Genomic DNA, 18,279 nt, shown 5'->3' on the forward strand with positions numbered 1-18,279 from the left:
TTAGAATAAACGTCGCCATTGGATACTGGTGAGTTGGCAAAATTCCATGGAGGGCGGATAACTGAAAGAAGTGTTTTTTTGATCAACTTGATTTATTATCAAAATCACATTACCTGTATGTTATATTTTTGCCTAGAATTTATTCTATTAGCACAATTTTGTCACAAATTTAGGTACCGCCAATGCAAACCCCGCAGATTCTTATCGTTGAAGATGAGCAAGTAACTCGTAACACTCTTAAGAGTATTTTTGAAGCAGAGGGATACGCTGTTTTTGAAGCCAGTGACGGTGAAGAGATGCACCAAGTGTTGTCTGACAACTCAGTCAACTTGGTTATTATGGACATTAATCTTCCAGGCAAGAATGGCCTTCTGTTAGCGCGTGAACTACGCGAACAAGCGAACATTGCTTTAATGTTCCTGACAGGCCGTGACAATGAAGTGGACAAGATCCTAGGTCTTGAGATTGGTGCAGATGACTACATCACTAAACCATTCAACCCACGTGAACTGACTATTCGTGCTCGCAACCTACTTAGCCGCTCAATGAGCTCTAACGCGGTGCAAGAAGAGAAACGCTCAGTAGAAAAGTATGAATTCAATGGTTGGGTACTGGACATCAACAGCCGCTCTCTAGTAAGCCCTGCTGGTGATAGCTACAAGCTCCCTCGCTCTGAGTTCCGAGCTCTACTGCACTTCTGTGAGAACCCAGGTAAGATTCAAACTCGTGCCGATCTTCTTAAGAAGATGACTGGCCGTGAACTTAAGCCGCATGACCGTACTGTAGACGTAACGATTCGTCGTATTCGTAAACACTTTGAGTCTGTTTCAGGTACTCCTGAAATCATCGCGACTATCCACGGCGAAGGTTACCGCTTCTGTGGCGATCTAGAAGACTAATTGAATCGCTAATACGCAAAGGGCTTGCTCATTGAGCAAGCCCTTTTATTTTGGGTTTAGCAATTAGCGGACAATCACTGAATCTAATAAACCTTGTTAATCTTCACGTATTTTTCCACTAACCAGCGCTGTTTACCTGCGTCGTCTAAAAGTACCGCGATATCAACCGATTTTTCTGTGTCCGCGTCTACCTGAGACGTGAAGGCTACTTCCCATTGGCTCTCACTATGAGTTCGAGTTTCTAAAGAGTCTTCATCCACCCACCACTCTTTTTCCCCTTGCTTGATGATAAGCGCTTCGGCAGTCAGGTTGGCTGGGAGTAACTGGTCTCCTTCAAGGTAAAGTGATCCTTGAATGCTTTGCTCTTGCACTTCCCCAACGGTCGGCATCAGGTTCACCCATAAGTTACTTTTAAGCTCGACATTCACCTGGTTAATCGTAATCTGACTGTTTTGTTGCCAGTTCACACTTGGAACGGAACTGCAGCCAGCCATCAATGCTATAACCAACGCCAACGGTGCGATTTTTTTCATGTTATTTCCTTTGTTCCAACCAACTTTTGAGGACTTGAATATCGTTTTGGTATTCATTTTTGATCTCTTCAACCCAGTCTGAAATGTTTTCCCACCATGCTGGCATATCGGGAGATTGCGCTTTCTGCGCCACACTTTGGATACGTTTGAGGCCAATCGAACCTGCAGCACCTTTAATTTTATGCGCTTCAGAAACAATCCCATCTTGATCTTTTGCCGTCATGTTTGAGTCTAAGACATCAATATAGTCTGGCATCATGTCTTCAAACATTTTTATGCTGTCGTAGACCGGCTTGGCACCAACAATGTCGACGTAAGACTCTAACATATCCATATCGAGCAAGTGTGTCTCAATCACAGGAGAAGGAGTCGGCTCTTCCACTGTTTCTGGAACGCTCTCAGGTTGCTCTTGCTGCTCTACCTGATGCGCGAAGAATTTATCAATTACAGACTGAATGGCGTTCACAGCAAGCGGTTTACTGATGGCATCATCCATGCCGTTATCTAAGTATTCACGACGATCTTTCATCACATTAGCTGTTAGGGCGACCAATGGAGGCAGATTGTTATAATGCTCGCGATAATAATTTGCGACATCAAACCCCGTCATATCAGGCAGCTGAATATCCAACAACGCCAAGTCATATTTTTCTGGCACAAAGTTCACGAGCGCTTCTTGTCCCGTCATCGCCACGGTAACGGAGTGCCCTAAGCTCTCAAGCAACGATTTGGCAACAGTGACGTTAAGCTCAATGTCTTCGACCATAAAGATGTTGAGATGCATATTGTCGCGTTTTGCATCAATGACAGGTTCTTCGAGTTCCACAATAGGAACGTGAATCGATACGGTAAAAGTACTACCAAAACCCTCTTCACTAGCGACAGTAATGTCACCATCCATCATATTGATCAGCTGTTTTGACACCGCCAAGCCTATACCAGTCCCGACAGCATGTAGGTTGTCTTTACCTGATTTCACTTGGTAATACATGGCGAAGATTTTATCAAGCTCATCTTCCGGTATACCAATACCTGTGTCTTCCACTTCCATAATAATGGTGGCAAAATCGTCTTCGACATCCGCACTCACCGTCATCACAACGCCACCTTCTTTGGTAAACTTCATTGCGTTGCTGACCAAGTTCCAAATTACCTGACGTAAACGGGTCGCATCCACTTCAATTGCTTTTGGTAAATCACTCAAACGTTCTAAGTCAAAGCGCAGCCCTTTTTGCTCCGCCATCAAAGCTGAGATGCTTTCAATCTCGGCGACGAAGTCTTCGAAGTTAAGTGGCGCAGGTAATAGTTCTAGCTTGCGGCGATCAAACTTATCCATATCGATAATATCGTTGAAGATGTTACCTAGCGTAATCGCACTCACATTGATTGTCTGCATGTGTTTGCGCTGCTCTTCTGTCAACGGACTATCGAGAAGCATGCGACTTAAACCCACAATGCCATTTAGTGGCGTTCGCAGTTCATGACTGATGGTTGAGATGAAAGTAGTCTTATCACGGCTTGCTTTCTCTAACGACTCTTCATGACGTTTACGTTCAGTGATATCACGGCCAAAACCTACCAATCCAAGGTGACGACCATCTTTGCTGTAAAACGGCACTTTACGCAGTTCAAAGTAGTGCTTGCGTCCATCAGGATACTCTAGCCACTGCTCGTAAGTGATGGCTTGATTATCGGCGAAGACCTTTTGGTCAGTATCAACGATGTGCTCAGCGATTTCTTTGCTATAAACATCCCAAGGGCTTAATCCGACTAACTGGTGCTCTTTCTTGCCCGTTAGCTCTTCCATTGCCCGGTTACAACCGGAGAACACACCATCGGCATTGCGGTAGTAAATTAAGTCTGGCGAGGCATCAATAAATGAACGCAGTAGTGCAGTGCGTTCCGCAAGCTCTAACTGAGTACGCTCTCGTTGGAACACCTCGTTTTCGAGATCTTGCATCGCCTCTTCACGAGCTTCTTCTGCTTTAATGCGCTCTTCAATTTCTTGGTTGAGCTTTTCGATGTTTTGTTGCAGTTGATAATTCAGTTCTTGGTCTCGCGAGCGCATGTCTTTCAGTTTGGACACCAACTTGGTTAAACGCTGGCGAGACTCTTCTAGCTGATCAACAACAACAGAAAGAAAATAAACCGCCCAAGGTGTAATCAAGAGACCAAAAAACACTGAACGGACAATGTCGATATCGTCGACTCGCCCCTTGAGAGCTAAAGTAATCCCCACCTGCACCACAACGGCTAATGCCACCAGCGCAAGGGCCAGCAAAATCGAGAAACGAACAATCCCCAGTTTGACTAGCAAGTCGACATAATACTGGGCGAGATTTTTCATGGGTTTCATTAACTACTCCATGGTGCTGGCTAGATGTTGCCCTTCAATGATAAAAAACGAGCAGACATATTCGGCCTAACGCAATTTAGGTCTGTGTGATTAGTGAAAAATACGTAGTGCGAACTGCGCTTGCTAAACAAGATAAAAAGATAAGTTAACCAACGAACGCACAGGCTTCGGTAAGTTTAACGTGTTTAATACGGCGATTTAAACAATCAGCTATCAACTTAGAGCAAGCGGTCACAAAGCGTTAGCAAGAACTGGGGTGAATACAGGTGCGATTACGTCCATCAGCTTTGGCTTGGTATAGCGCACTGTCAGCCATGGCAATACCCATTTCCGGTTCATCACCATGTTGAGGAATATAAGAGACAAGACCGATACTGACCGTGAGACGTTCCGATGCTTCTGAGCTGTCGTGCTCCATATCGAGTTGTCGAATTTGTTCATGAATACGCTGCGCTACATTGCTCGCGCCTTCCGTTGTGGTATTCGGCAGGATAAATCCAAACTCCTCACCACCATAACGCGCAACACAATCCGAGGAGCGATTGATGACTTTTGTGAATACGGTAGCAACACTGACCAATGCTTCATCACCTTGCTGATGGCCGTAACAGTCGTTGTAATCTTTGAAAAAGTCGATGTCACACAACATGATAGTGAGCGGCAGCTTTTCGCGGGCATGGTGGTACCATAGTACCTGCAGTTGTTCATCGAAGCGGCGTCGGTTCGATACCTGAGTTAGGCTGTCCATAAAGCTCAACTTTTCTAACTCTAAATTGGCTCTCTCCAACTTTTGTTCGGCAAGGTAACGTTCAGAAATATCACGCGCCATTATCAGCACACCATTCGTTCCTGAAGCTTTATCTTTAAAGGGCGATTTCACCACATCAAACCACGTACTTTTGCCATCACTGCTAACGACTTTATCTATGTATCGGACAGGTTCTGACTGGCGCAATGCATCTAAATCACTAGCGGCTAAGCGAGCGTACATCTCTTCAGGAATGACATCTTGAAGGCGCTTACCAATCAAATCAGACACGTCTGAAATACCTAATGCATTAACGAACGGTTTATTACACGCTTGATAGACCATATTCTCATTGAAGATACCGATAGAGTCAGGGCTAGCGTCAAGAATAGTCTGTAAGATGGTATCCCTTTGCGCCAACGCAACTTCTGTATCTTTACGGCGCTCCATTTCATCTCTCAGGTTCTGCTGCATTTTGTGCCACTCGGTCACATCATGACTAATGGATAATGTACCGATCAGCTCACCACTCGGTGACACAAGGGAATTTTGATTCACTTCCAATAAGCAACTGCGACCTTGTGGATCCGTCGTCCACTTGCGCTCACTCTTTCTGCTAGCCTCACCCATGGAAACCTTTGATGCGCAGGCTTCTTCCCTTCGCCCTTCCCAAAATTGATCAAATGCTCGGTTCGTCGTTAATAAATTTCCTTGGCGATCTTGGGTACAAATTAACTCAGAGAGTGAGTCTAGTGCCGAACGAGCAATCGTTAATTGCGCAAGCTCTTGTTGCTGCTCTTGATGAGTGGCTTGATATGGCTGCGCGTAGATGATCCAAACACGGTGATTGCGCAGCAAACTCTTTCTTCCTGACAACTCCACCTTGATAGATTCGCTTTCAGATAAGCGCCAATCAAATACCTGCTGGCTAAAATGACGACTAGAGACACTGTCGAGAAACGACTCAAGCTCACGAATATCGAATAAAGCGGGATACAAATATCCCGTACCTAAAGAGCGAATACCTAATAACTGCATCGCAGCTTGGTTAGATAACAAGATCTGAGCATGGCCACTATCCAGCACTATGACTGGATAGGGTGAATCCGTTACGAGTTGCTTAAGTGATGTTTGAAAGTGCAAATAGATCAGTGCTAACGCGCACACGCTAGCAATTAATAACAAGACGACATAGCCATAACCGCCTTGACCATCCCAAAGCCAATTGAGTAACTGATCCATCGTTTAAACCTTTAAAGAAAACTGGTTAAAATATATCAGTTATTTATTGAGCGATCTGCTATTAATTCCGGTTTAGTATAGATAAAAGCGTTTCCCGTTAGGCTTCCTTGAGCACCATGTTCACTGAGGGCTCGACCAATTTCAGTCATCGCCAGCCAGCGATTTTCACACCACAGTGGCGATAATAAGGTAGGTCTACGAGCTGCTGATGAAACGCGATGGTAAATCACGTCCGGTGGCGTCATACGAATCATCTCACTGGCAATTGCGACATATTCTTCTAGCTCTGGCGCCTCTAACCGTCCTGCACGCCACGCTTTCGCCATGGTGCTGCCTTCCACAATATGCAAGCCATGTAACTTAATGCCATCCGTGCCCACGGCTAACACTTTTTGCAGCGTCTCAATATTATCGTCGCGGCTTTCTTTCGGTAATCCAACAATTAAATGAGTACAGACTTTAATACCTAGCGCACGCGCACGCTTGGTGATCTCGGCATAACATTCGAAATCATGACCGCGATTGATGCGCTTAAGGGTGTCGTTATTAGCGGTTTGAAGCCCTAACTCTAGCCAAATTTCATAACCTTGATTTATATAGTCAGACAGTAAATCCAATACGGCATCAGGCACGCAATCTGGACGAGTCCCGACACACAATCCCACAATATCAGCCGCTTTTAGTGCTTCTTCATACATATTTTTCAGCACTTGCACTTCCGCATAAGTACTGGTGTAAGCCTGAAAATAAGCGAGATACTTCTTCGCTCGATGAATTTCGCCCGCACGATCTTTCAACTGATCGTGAATACTCTTTATCTGTACTTCTTCATCCGAAAACGAAGCCACATTACAAAAAGTACATCCTCCCCGACCAATAGTGCCATCTCGATTAGGGCAACTAAATCCACCGTGCAACGTTAGTTTATGGACTTTTTCACCGTATCGACGCTGAAGATCTTGGCCGATTGTATTGACCAACTCATGTAACTGCATAAATTCTCACCAACAATGAACCGTAATCAATCTCACTACGATCTGTGTAAATAAATTACATCCCTGCAAGAAAAAACACACAATACTAGTCAATTCAAACAAACATCATACGGCTCAAAATCAATAAACCTGCATAAATACAGATAAAAAACGTTCATGTTGCGTAAATGTTAAACTAAAAATGCATAATTAAACGAAAAAATTGGGTCACAACGTCGACTTTTTCATTGCATTCTGAAGTGACAAAATTGTAGGATACTTACACAACCCCGTTATTTTTGTGACTTTTATTACAAAGTACACTGCGGGATTTGTCGGTGTTATCCCACTCCTACCTATATAAATCACTAAATAGTGGCAATAAATAAAGGGATACCACCAAGGATTGTTTTTCTCGCAAAACTTTTCCTGCGAGATACGGAAAGGAATCAAGATCGGTCAACCTAGATCGGTGGCGATAATAAATATAAAGGACAAGACGTAATCAATGGTCTAGGTGGCATTTGCCTGCCTGGTGCTTTTGCGTCGACATTGAACTGGAAGGATGTATCTATGGTAGATAGAGAGCAAAATCCACAGGGTCTATATACTCCTGAATTGGAGCATGACGCGTGTGGTATCGGTTTTGTTGCTCACCTTAAAAACCGTAAATCTCATGAAGTAGTGACTCAAGCATTGGATATGCTAGCTCGCATGGAGCACCGTGGTGGTCAAGGTTGTGATCCATGCAGCGGTGATGGTGCGGGTATCTTGCTACAAAAACCTCATGAATTCCTATTAGAAGAGGCCGTTAAGCTCGGCATTAAACTGCCTTCATTTGAAAAGTATGGTGTGGGTGTCGTACTTTTCCCGAAAGACGAATACAAACGCGAGCAATGCCGTGACATTCTAGAACGCAACGCTCAGCGTCTAGACCTTGAAGTTATTGGCTACCGCGTATTGCCAACCGATAACTCAATGATCGGTGCCGACCCGCTAAGCACAGAACCTCAGTTTGAGCATGTGTTTATCTCTGGTGGTCCAGGTATCACACCTGAAGAGCTAGAGCGTAAACTGTACGTACTTCGTAACTACACTGTACGTGTTTGCCTAGAAAGCGTTTCGAACATTGGTGATGACTTCTACATTAACTCAATGTCTTACAAGACATTGGTGTACAAAGGTCAGTTAACGACCGAGCAAGTCCCTCAGTACTTCCTTGATCTGCAAAACCCGACCATGGTGACTGCGCTGGCACTGGTACACTCTCGCTTCTCTACCAACACCTTCCCGAAATGGCGTCTTGCACAACCTTTCCGTTACATTGCCCACAACGGTGAAATCAATACAGTTCGAGGTAACTTGAACTGGATGAAAGCCCGTGAGGCGATAATTGAATCCGATCTATTTACCCAAGCTGAAATCGACATGCTGCTTCCTATTTGTCAGGAAGGCAGTTCGGATTCATCTAACTTTGACATGGCACTTGAGCTCCTAGTTCTTTCTGGTCGTAGCCTGCCGCACGCATTGATGATGATGATCCCGGAAGCATGGCAAGAAAACAAAAACATGGATCCTAAGCGTCGCGCGTTCTATCAGTACCACGCGAACATCATGGAACCATGGGATGGTCCGGCTTCAGTATGTTTTACTGATGGTGTTCAAGTTGGTGCGACACTCGACCGTAACGGTCTGCGCCCTTCTCGCTACACAGTGACCAAAGATAACTTCCTAGTAATGGCATCAGAATCTGGTGTTGTGGATATTGAGCCAGAGAACGTTGAGTTCCGCGGTCGTCTACAACCGGGTCGTATCTTCGTTGCAGACCTAGAGCAAGGTCGCATCATCTCTGATGAAGAAGTGAAAGACACCATCGCAACAGCGCAGCCTTACGAAAAGTGGGTAGAAGAAAACCTACTAAGCTTGAAGAAGCTGCCAGATGCGAGCAACCAATTCAGCCAACCTAAGCCAGAACATCTTCTACACCGCCAACAAGCGTTTGGCGTAAGTACTGAAGAAGTGAACGAAATCATCGTTCCAATGGCAAATGAAGGTAAAGAGCCATTATCAGCAATGGGTGCCGACTGGCCTCTTGCAGTGCTATCTCATCAGTCGCAACATCTTTCAAACTACTTCAAGCAGCTGTTCGCACAGGTAACTAACCCACCGATCGATCCGATCCGTGAGCGTATGGTTATGTCGCTGAACACTTACTTGGGTAAAGACCAAAACCTTCTGACTGAAACACCACTTCACTGTCAGAAAGTCGAATTGGAATCGCCTGTTCTGGCCAACTCTGAGCTTGAGAAACTGCGTGCTATTGACAACGAGCATCTTCAGGCGAAGACACTGGATATCGTATTCCAAGCCAGTGAAGACCAAGGCAAGCTTGAGCGCGCACTAAAACGTATCTGCCAATACGCAGAAGATGCGGTTATTGATGGTTACTCAATCATCCTGCTAACTGACCGTGCAGTGAACTCAAACCACGCGGCGATCCCAGCAATGCTGGCAGTTGGCGCAGTACATCACCACTTGATCCGCAAAGGTCTACGTGCGAAGTGTGACATCGTGGTTGAAACTGGTGACGCGCGTGAAACGCACCACTTTGCAACGCTAATTGGTTACGGTGCCAACGCCGTTAACCCATACCTAGTGATTGAAACCATCATTGAGCTTCAGCGTACGAAGAAGCTGGACCCAGAAGCGAACCCTCGCGATCTGTTCAACAACTACCGTAAAGCGATCAATGGCGGTCTTCTGAAGATCTTCTCGAAGATGGGTATCTCAACCCTGCAGTCGTACCACGGTGCGCAAATCTTCGAAGCCTTGGGTATTCATAAGTCAGTGGTAGACAAGTACTTCACAGGTACAGTTTCTCGTATCCAAGGTCTCACCCTTGACGATATTGCTAAAGAAGTGCTCGTTCGTCACCGCATCGGTTACCCACAACGCGAAATCCCAATTCAAATGCTGGATGTAGGTGGTGTTTACCAATGGAAACAGCGTGGTGAGAAGCACCTATTCAACCCAGAAACCATCTCGCTACTGCAAGAGTCTACGCGCAACAAGAACTACGATCAGTTCAAGCAATATGCGACAGCCGTAGATAAGCAAGGCGACAACGCGGTAACCCTGCGCAGCCAACTTGAGTTCATTAAGAACCCAGCAGGTTCTATCTCTATCGACGACGTCGAGCCAATTGAAAGCATCGTGAAACGCTTCGCGACCGGTGCTATGTCATTCGGTTCTATTTCTTACGAAGCACACTCCACACTGGCTGTTGCTATGAACCGCCTTGGCGCGAAATCGAACTCTGGTGAAGGTGGTGAAGACCCAATGCGTTTCGAGCGTAAAGAGAACGGCGATTGGGAACGCTCTGCGATCAAGCAGGTGGCTTCAGGTCGTTTCGGCGTAACCTCTTACTACCTAACTAACGCTGAAGAGCTGCAAATCAAAATGGCTCAAGGTGCGAAGCCAGGTGAAGGTGGTCAGCTACCAGGTGATAAAGTAGACGACTGGATCGGTGCAACACGTCACTCAACTCCGGGCGTCGGTCTTATCTCACCACCGCCACACCACGATATCTACTCAATCGAAGATTTGGCTCAGCTGATCTACGACTTGAAGAATGCGAACCGCGCAGGTCGTGTAAACGTGAAACTAGTATCAGAAGCTGGCGTAGGTACGATCGCTTCTGGTGTAGCGAAAGCGAAAGCGGACGTTGTACTTATCGCAGGTTTCGACGGTGGTACAGGTGCATCCCCAATGTCTTCAATCCGTCATACAGGCCTTCCTTGGGAACTTGGCTTGGCAGAAACGCACCAAACGCTACTGAAGAACGGTCTACGTAACCGTATCGTGGTTCAAGCGGATGGTCAGATGAAGACACCTCGTGACCTTGCAGTCGCAACACTACTTGGTGCAGAAGAATGGGGCGTGGCAACCGCAGCATTGGTGGTTGAAGGTTGTATCATGATGCGTAAGTGTCATAAGAACACCTGTCCTGTTGGTATCGCGACTCAAAACAAGACACTTCGCGAGCGCTTTGATGGTCGCGTAGAAGACGTCGTAACCTTCTTCCAGTACATGGCACAAGGTCTGCGTGAAATCATGGCTGAACTTGGCTTCCGCACTATCGATGAGATGGTCGGTCAAGGTCAGAAACTGAAGATTCGCCAAGACGTTTCTCACTGGAAATATAAGAACCTAGATCTGTCTCCTGTTCTTCACGTTGAGCAACCACGTGAAGCTGATGGTGTATTCAACCAAGCTCAGCAGAACCACAACCTAGAAGAAGTACTAGACCGTAAGCTGATTCAAGCAGCGATTCCTGCACTCGAGAAAGGTGAAGCGGTGAATGCCGAGTTCCCTATCGTCAACACGGACCGCTCTGCAGGTACCATGTTGTCGAACGAAATCTCGAAAGTGTATAAAGATGCCGGTCTGCCTCAGCCAATGAACGTGAAGTTCAAAGGTTCCGCGGGTCAGTCATTCGGTGCATTTCTCGCTAAAGGCGTGAAGTTCGAAGTGGAAGGCGATGCGAATGACTACTGGGGTAAAGGCTTATCTGGCGGTACGTTAGTACTTTACCCAGACGCAAAATCAAGCATTGTCGCGGAAGACAACATCGTGGTTGGTAACGTGTGTTTCTACGGTGCTACTTCGGGTGAGTCTTTCATTCGCGGTATGGCTGGTGAACGTTTCTGTGTTCGTAACTCAGGTGCGAAAGTAGTAGTAGAAGGCGTCGGTGACCACGGTTGTGAATACATGACGGGCGGTGCAGCAATTATCCTTGGTTCAACAGGTCGTAACTTTGCCGCAGGTATGAGTGGCGGCGTGGCTTACGTATGGGATAAATCAGGTGACTTTGAGTCAAAACTGAACCCAGAGCTAGTAGACCTAGATCCAATCGAGAAAGAAGACAGAGATCTATTACTCGACATGCTAACTAAGCATGTTCAATTCACAGGAAGTGAAGTCGCTCAGTCTTTCCTAGACAACTTTGAAGCAAGCCTAGCCTCTATGGTTAAGGTGATGCCGCGTGACTACAAAGCGGTGCTTCAAAAGCGTAAAGCTGAAGCGCAGTCTCAAGGAAACGAAACTCAAGCGGAGGCAGTATAATGGGTAAGCCTACTGGATTTTTAGAGCACGGTCGTGAACTACCACAGAAGATCGACCCAGCTGAACGTATTAAGAACAATAAAGAGTTTGTTCTAAACGAGGAGTTTGGTGACAAAATCAATACTCAGGCTTCTCGTTGTATGGATTGTGGTGTGCCGTTTTGTCATAACGGCTGCCCTATCGGTAACATCATCCCAGAGTTTAATGACGCAGTTTATCGTGATAGCTGGGAAGAAGCATGGAACATTCTAAGCTCGACTAATAACTTCCCTGAGTTTACTGGTCGTGTTTGCCCAGCACCATGTGAAAGTGCTTGTGTACTTGGCATCAACCAAGACCCGATCACTATCTGTAATATCGAGAAAACCATCGTAGAAACGGCGTATCGAGAAGGGTACGCCAAACCAAAAACACCACGCTCTCGCACAGGTAAAACTGTTGCGATCATCGGTTCAGGTCCTGCAGGTCTTGCGGCTGCCGAGCAGCTAAATAGCGCTGGTCATACTGTGACTGTATTCGAGCGAGACGAGAAAGTGGGTGGTCTACTGCGTTTTGGTATCCCAGACTTCAAACTGGGTATGGATGTGATTGACCGCAAAATCAACTTGATGGCAGAAGCGGGTATCGAATTCAAAGTAAATCAACACGTTGGTGTCAATGTGAATGCTCAGCAACTACGTCAAGAATTCGATGTGGTTCTGCTGACTGGTGGCTCAACTGTTCCACGTGATTTGCCAGTTCCGGGTCGTGAACTAAAAGGCGTTCACTTCGCGATGGAATTCCTAGGTCAAAACAACCGCCGTGCCAACAACATGGATCTTAAGGGTGAAGAACTTCACGCCGCGGGTAAGCATGTTGTCGTTATCGGTGGTGGTGATACGGGTTCTGACTGTGTAGGTACATCAAACCGCCACGGTGCAGCAAGCATCACTCAGGTTGAAATCATGCCGATTCCACCAGAGAAACGTCCTGCCAATATGCCATGGCCACAGTACCCGATGATCCTACGTACTTCGACGTCTCATGAAGAAGGCGTTGATCGTCACTGGAATATCCTAACCAAAGAGTTCATCGGCAATGACAAAGGTGAAGTTACAGGCCTTCGTTTAGCTGATATCGTTTGGCAAGATGCGAAACCAGGTGAACGTCCAAGCTTCAAAGAAGTAGAAGGCAGCGAGCGTGTGATTCCATGTGATATGGCATTTCTAGCGATGGGCTTCCTACACCCTGAACCAACAGGCGTACTTGCTCAACTGGATATCGCGCTAGATGATCGCGGTAACGTAGCAACTCAAGGTTTTGCTACTAACCAAGAAGGTGTATTTGCTGCTGGTGATATGCGAACAGGCCAATCTTTGGTGGTTCGTTGTATCAATGAAGGCCGCGAATGTGCCCGTGCTATCGATGATTACCTAATGGGTGGCACAAACCTAGAAGCAAAAGCAGATTCACTGATGCTTTCTGCTTAAAGGGAGTGCGCTCACTTCCTCTTTTCGAGGCATAAACCCAGCCATCAGTACTATCGATGGCTGGTCGTCAGGAAAGAAAACAGTTCCTTCCAATCTTTTTATTTTGACCAGCATTTTGTGCTGGTCTTTTTTATTCCCGTCAGAATCAAATGTTACTTTTTTGTAACAATCACTTTTCTATCTCACTGTTTTTCTTGAACTATTTCAGCCAATTAAATGGTAAATCGCATATTCACGCGATGATTCACTAATAACTTGACCTTTTTTACAATAAGCTATAGCTTGTGAAGTTGGTGAAAATAAAACACACAATTTTTGTTAAGATATTTGACGAATTTTATTGAATATATATACATAAAACTTAGAAAGTGACGCATAGTTAGTCATCATTATCAACTTGAGCAGTGTTGATATATCTGTCGGGATGACAGATAAGCAAAGGGAGAATTGCAATGGCTCTTTATGATCCAAGTCTTGAGAAAGACAACTGTGGATTTGGCTTAATCGCGCACATGGAAGGCGAGCAAAGTCACAAGCTGGTACGTACAGCAATTTCTGCACTTGACCGCATGACCCACCGTGGTGGTATCGCCGCCGATGGTAAAACCGGTGATGGTTGTGGTCTTCTTCTACAAAAGCCCGATTCCTATTTACGCCTTATCGCTGAAGAAAATGGCTTCAACCTTGGCAAGCAATACGCCGTAGGGATGATTTTCTTCAACCAAGACCCGGTGAAAGCTCAACTAGCCAAAGACATCATCAACAAAGAGCTCGCACAAGAGACTCTGACGGTGGCAGGGTGGCGTGAAGTACCGACCAATTCAGAAGTACTCGGCCCAATCGCCGCCGATTCACTTCCAGACATTCAACAAGTCTTTATCTCTGCTCCGGCAGGTTGGCGCGAGCGTGACATTGAGCGTCGTCTCTACATCGCACGCCGTCGCATCGAGAAACAAATCACCGAAGATCCTGATTTCTACATCTGTAGCTTGTCGACACAAGTTTTGGTGTATAAAGGCTTGTGCATGCCTGCGGACTTACCGCGCTTCTATCTTGATCTTGCTGATCTACGCATGGAATCAGCTATCTGCCTTTTCCACCAGCGTTTTTCTACCAACACTCAACCGCGTTGGCCATTAGCTCAACCGTTCCGTTACCTTGCTCATAATGGTGAGATCAACACCATTGAAGGTAATCGACAATGGGCACGAGCTCGTGCTTACAAGTTCTCGTCACCACTGCTGCCCGATCTTCAAACTGCAGCACCATTTGTGAACGAGACAGGTTCAGACTCCTCCAGCTTAGATAATATGCTGGATCTCTTCTTAGCTGGCGGCATGGATATCTTCCGCGCCATGCGTATGCTTGTGCCGCCTGCATGGCAAAACCATCCAGATATGGATCCGGATCTGCGGGCGTTTTACGATTTCAACTCCAAGCACATGGAACCATGGGATGGCCCAGCAGGTATCGTACTGTCCGATGGTCGTTATGCTGCTTGTAACCTAGACCGAAATGGTCTGCGTCCTGCACGTTATGTAATTACCAAAGACAAGTTGATCACTCTGGCATCTGAGGTAGGGATTTGGAATTACGCCCCAGATGAAGTTGCCGAAAAAGGGCGTGTAGGTCCGGGTGAATTGCTCGTCATCGACACTCGTAAAGGTAAGCTTTGGCAGTCTAGCGAGATCGATAATGATCTGAAATCTCGTCACCCTTATCGCGAATGGATGGAAAACAACGTTCGCAAACTCACACCATTTTCTCAGCTACCTGAGGATCAAGTAGGCGAGCGCAGCTTTGATGAAGACTTACTTAAGACTTATCAAAAGCAATTCGCGATGACGAACGAAGAAGTCGACCAAGTTCTGCGTGTACTCGGAGAAATGGGCCAAGAAGCCGTTGGTTCTATGGGTGACGATACTCCAATGGCAGTGCTCTCCTCAAAAGAGCGCTTGGTAACTGACTACTTCCGCCAGAAGTTCGCTCAGGTCACCAATCCACCGATCGATCCACTGCGTGAAAAACACGTGATGTCACTGGCAACCAGTATCGGTAAGGAAATGAATGTCTTCTGTGAAACCGATGGCCACGCGCATCGCGTAACATTTGATTCGCCTGTACTGCTTTATTCAGACATGCAGCAACTGCTCGAGCTTGGTGACGATCACTACCGTAATACCATTCTAGATATCAACTACGATCCACAAGAGAAAGATCTTAAACAAGCCATTAATGATCTCTGTGAGCAAGCAGAGCAAGTCGTACGTGAAGGCACGGTTTTAGTGGTACTTTCAGATCGCGCTTTGGTCAAAGGCAAGTTACCAATTCCAGCGGCAATGGCAGTCGGCGCCGTTCAAACTCGTTTGATTGATGCGAACTTACGTTGCGATGCCAACATTGTAGTCGAAACCGCAACTGCACGTGACCCACACCAATTTGCTGTCTTGCTTGGCTTTGGTGCGACTGCAGTTTACCCATACCTTGCTTATGAAGCGTTAGGTAAACTGATTGATGATAAGGCACTAGAGAAAGACTATCGCGATGTGATGCAGAACTACCAATACGGCATCAACAAGGGCCTGTATAAAATCATGTCAAAGATGGGGATCTCAACCATCGCCTCTTACCGCTGCTCACAACTGTTTGAAGCAGTTGGCTTGAACCAAGATGTGGTCGACCAGTGTTTTAAAGGCGTCACAACTCGTATTGAAGGCGCAAATTTTGACGACTTCCAGCAAGATCTTACAAACTTATCTCGCAAAGCATGGGCGAAACGTAAATCGATTGATCATGGCGGCTTGTTAAAGTATGTCCATGGAGGTGAGTATCATGCTTACAACCCGGATGTTGTCGGCACGCTGCAACAGGCCGTTAAATCTGGCGAAAGTAACGACTATCAGAGCTTTGCTAAGCAGGTAAACCAACGCCCTGTTGCCATGCTGCGTGACTTAATGTCGCTGAAAAAATCAGACTCACCGCTGCCACTAGAGCAAATAGAACCACGCACTGAACTGTTCAAACGCTTCGACTCTGCGGCCATGTCCATTGGCGCACTTAGCCCTGAAGCGCATGAAGCACTCGCGACTGCGATGAACCGTCTTGGTGGCTATTCAAACTCCGGTGAAGGTGGTGAAGATCCTCGCCGTTTCGGCACTGAACGTAACTCGCGCATCAAGCAAATTGCTTCAGGCCGATTTGGTGTCACGCCTCATTATCTTACTAATGCAGATGTACTACAAATCAAGGTAGCGCAAGGAGCTAAACCGGGTGAAGGTGGTCAGCTACCGGGACACAAAGTCACAGCAGAAATCGCCAAGCTACGTTACTCCGTGCAAGGGGTGACGTTAATCTCCCCTCCTCCACACCACGATATTTATTCGATTGAAGATTTGGCCCAGCTGATCTTCGACCTTAAACAAGTCAACCCGAATGCGCTGGTTTCGGTAAAACTCGTCTCCGAGCCAGGTGTCGGCACCATCGCAACGGGCGTAGCAAAGGCTTACGCTGATCTCATTACCATCTCGGGTTACGACGGTGGTACTGCAGCAAGCCCATTAACTTCGGTAAAATACGCTGGTAGCCCTTGGGAGTTGGGGTTGGCAGAGACACAACAAGCACTGGTTGCTAACGGTCTGCGTCATAAGATCCGCCTACAGGTAGACGGTGGTCTAAAGACTGGTCTAGACGTGGTTAAGGCCGCGATTCTTGGTGCGGAAAGCTTCGGATTTGGTACCGCTCCAATGGTTGCTATGGGTTGTAAGTTCCTGCGAATTTGTCACCTCAACAACTGTGCAACAGGGGTTGCGACTCAAGACGAAACGCTGCGTAAAGAGTACTTCAAAGGCTTACCTGAAATGGTGATGAACTACTTCACCGGACTGGCAGAAGAAGTGCGCAAGCTGCTTTCTGAGCTAGGCGTTGAAAAACTGACGGACTTGATTGGTCGTACCGATTTACTTGAAGCAGTAGAAGGCTTTACCGCAAAGCAAACCAAATTGGATCTATCCAACATTCTAGAAGCTCCCGTCTCGCCTGAAGGTCATCCGCTGTTTTGGACGGAACCAAATAAACCGTTTGATAAAGCTGAGCTCAATCAAAAGATCATTGATGATGCCATGTATGCGGTAGAAAACAGCCAATCGGCAAGTTTCTTCTACAATGTCATCAACACTGATCGTTCTGTGGGTGCACGCTTATCTGGCGAAATAGCAAAACGCTATGGCAACCAAGGATTGGCAGCTTCCCCTATCAAAATCTATCTTGACGGCACTGCCGGCCAGTCCTTTGGCGTTTGGAATGCGGGTGGCGTAGAGCTTTACCTCACAGGTGATGCGAATGACTACGTAGGGAAAGGCATGGCAGGCGGCAAGATCGCCATTAAGCCTCACTTAGGTACAGCGTTCAAGTGTCATGAAGCCACAATTATTGGTAACACGTGTTTGTACGGCGCAACGGGCGGTAAACTGTTCGCAGCAGGTAAAGCGGGTGAACGTTTTGGGGTACGAAACTCAGGTACGATTGCCGTCATTGAAGGTGCGGGAGATAACGCTTGTGAGTACATGACTGGCGGTATTGTTGCCATTCTAGGTGCAACAGGCGTGAACTTTGGTGCAGGTATGACCGGAGGCTTTGCCTATGTTCTGGATGAAAACCAGAGCTTTGAAGGTCGAGTTAATACTGAGTCTGTCGAAGCCATCTCATTGTCCGATCTATACATCCACCAAGAACATTTGCGTGGCCTAATTGCGGAACACCTTGAAGAAACAGGGTCGAGTCATGCAGAAAATATTTTGGCGAACTTTGATGAATGGATTCCAAAGTTCTATTTGGTGAAACCACAAGCGGCTGATCTTCGCACGCTACTTGGTCACCAGAGCCGCAGTGCTGCAGAGCTGCGTGTTCAAGCACAGTAATCATGGAGGATGTTTGAA

The 18,279-nt window shown here is 46.6% G+C and carries 8 protein-coding genes; 4 read left to right on the forward strand and 4 right to left on the reverse strand.

All coding sequences use genetic code 11. The annotated features are described in order from the left end of the window. Positions 1-182: 182 nt before the first annotated feature. Positions 183-899 (forward strand): two-component system response regulator ArcA, encoded by a 717-nt coding sequence (arcA, locus tag R2S67_RS11685; RefSeq protein WP_005381824.1) that lies wholly within the window; start codon positions 183-185, stop codon positions 897-899. 83 nt (positions 900-982) lie between these two features. On the opposite strand, the gene R2S67_RS11690 is transcribed toward arcA, so the two are convergent. From R2S67_RS11690 to R2S67_RS11705, 4 genes are all read right to left on the reverse strand, one after another. After that, a complete protein-coding gene (locus tag R2S67_RS11690; RefSeq protein WP_006742686.1) occupies positions 983-1,432 on the reverse strand; it encodes a hypothetical protein in 450 nt (149 codons plus the stop codon). Between the two features lies 1 nt (position 1,433). Next, entirely contained in the window at positions 1,434-3,788 is a 2,355-nt protein-coding gene (arcB, locus tag R2S67_RS11695) for an aerobic respiration two-component sensor histidine kinase ArcB (RefSeq protein WP_047009095.1), read from the reverse strand. A gap of 241 nt (positions 3,789-4,029) precedes the next feature. Beyond that, on the reverse strand, positions 4,030-5,778 hold the full coding sequence (locus R2S67_RS11700; RefSeq protein ID WP_225461792.1) for a diguanylate cyclase domain-containing protein: 1,749 nt from the start codon (positions 5,776-5,778) through the stop codon (positions 4,030-4,032). 35 nt (positions 5,779-5,813) lie between these two features. Then, positions 5,814-6,773 carry a TIGR01212 family radical SAM protein gene (locus R2S67_RS11705; RefSeq protein ID WP_317344387.1) on the reverse strand — a complete coding sequence of 320 codons (960 nt, stop codon included), beginning with the start codon at positions 6,771-6,773 and terminating at the stop codon, positions 5,814-5,816. A 552-nt stretch (positions 6,774-7,325) separates the two neighbouring features. Here R2S67_RS11705 and gltB (R2S67_RS11710) point away from each other — a divergent pair. The 3 genes from gltB (R2S67_RS11710) to gltB (R2S67_RS11720) all read left to right on the forward strand — a co-directional run bounded on the left by gltB (R2S67_RS11710) (position 7,326) and on the right by gltB (R2S67_RS11720) (position 18,261). Beyond that, positions 7,326-11,876: a glutamate synthase large subunit gene (gene gltB / locus R2S67_RS11710; protein WP_317344389.1), complete on the forward strand. Its 4,551-nt coding sequence runs from the start codon at positions 7,326-7,328 to the stop codon at positions 11,874-11,876. Beyond that, complete coding sequence (locus R2S67_RS11715) at positions 11,876-13,345, forward strand: glutamate synthase subunit beta (protein WP_317344391.1); 1,470 nt, start codon at positions 11,876-11,878, stop codon at positions 13,343-13,345. Before gltB (R2S67_RS11710) ends, R2S67_RS11715 begins: the two co-directional genes overlap by 1 nt. 452 nt (positions 13,346-13,797) lie before the next feature. Then, a complete protein-coding gene (gltB, locus tag R2S67_RS11720) occupies positions 13,798-18,261 on the forward strand; it encodes a glutamate synthase large subunit (protein WP_317344393.1) in 4,464 nt (1,487 codons plus the stop codon). Positions 18,262-18,279: the final 18 nt, after the last annotated feature.

Source organism: Vibrio sp. T13N, from assembly GCF_032970445.1.
Classification (GTDB): Bacteria; Pseudomonadota; Gammaproteobacteria; order Enterobacterales; family Vibrionaceae; genus Vibrio; species Vibrio diabolicus.

Coding starts and splice junctions, on each gene's coding strand:
- R2S67_RS11700 (WP_225461792.1), bottom strand. CDS start 5,778: ATGGATCAGTTACTCAATTGGCTTTGGGATGGTCAAGGCGGTTATGGC.
- gltB (WP_317344389.1), top strand. CDS start 7,326: ATGGTAGATAGAGAGCAAAATCCACAGGGTCTATATACTCCTGAATTG.
- R2S67_RS11715 (WP_317344391.1), top strand. CDS start 11,876: ATGGGTAAGCCTACTGGATTTTTAGAGCACGGTCGTGAACTACCACAG.
- arcB (WP_047009095.1), bottom strand. CDS start 3,788: ATGAAACCCATGAAAAATCTCGCCCAGTATTATGTCGACTTGCTAGTC.
- R2S67_RS11690 (WP_006742686.1), bottom strand. CDS start 1,432: ATGAAAAAAATCGCACCGTTGGCGTTGGTTATAGCATTGATGGCTGGC.
- R2S67_RS11705 (WP_317344387.1), bottom strand. CDS start 6,773: ATGCAGTTACATGAGTTGGTCAATACAATCGGCCAAGATCTTCAGCGT.
- arcA (WP_005381824.1), top strand. CDS start 183: ATGCAAACCCCGCAGATTCTTATCGTTGAAGATGAGCAAGTAACTCGT.
- gltB (WP_317344393.1), top strand. CDS start 13,798: ATGGCTCTTTATGATCCAAGTCTTGAGAAAGACAACTGTGGATTTGGC.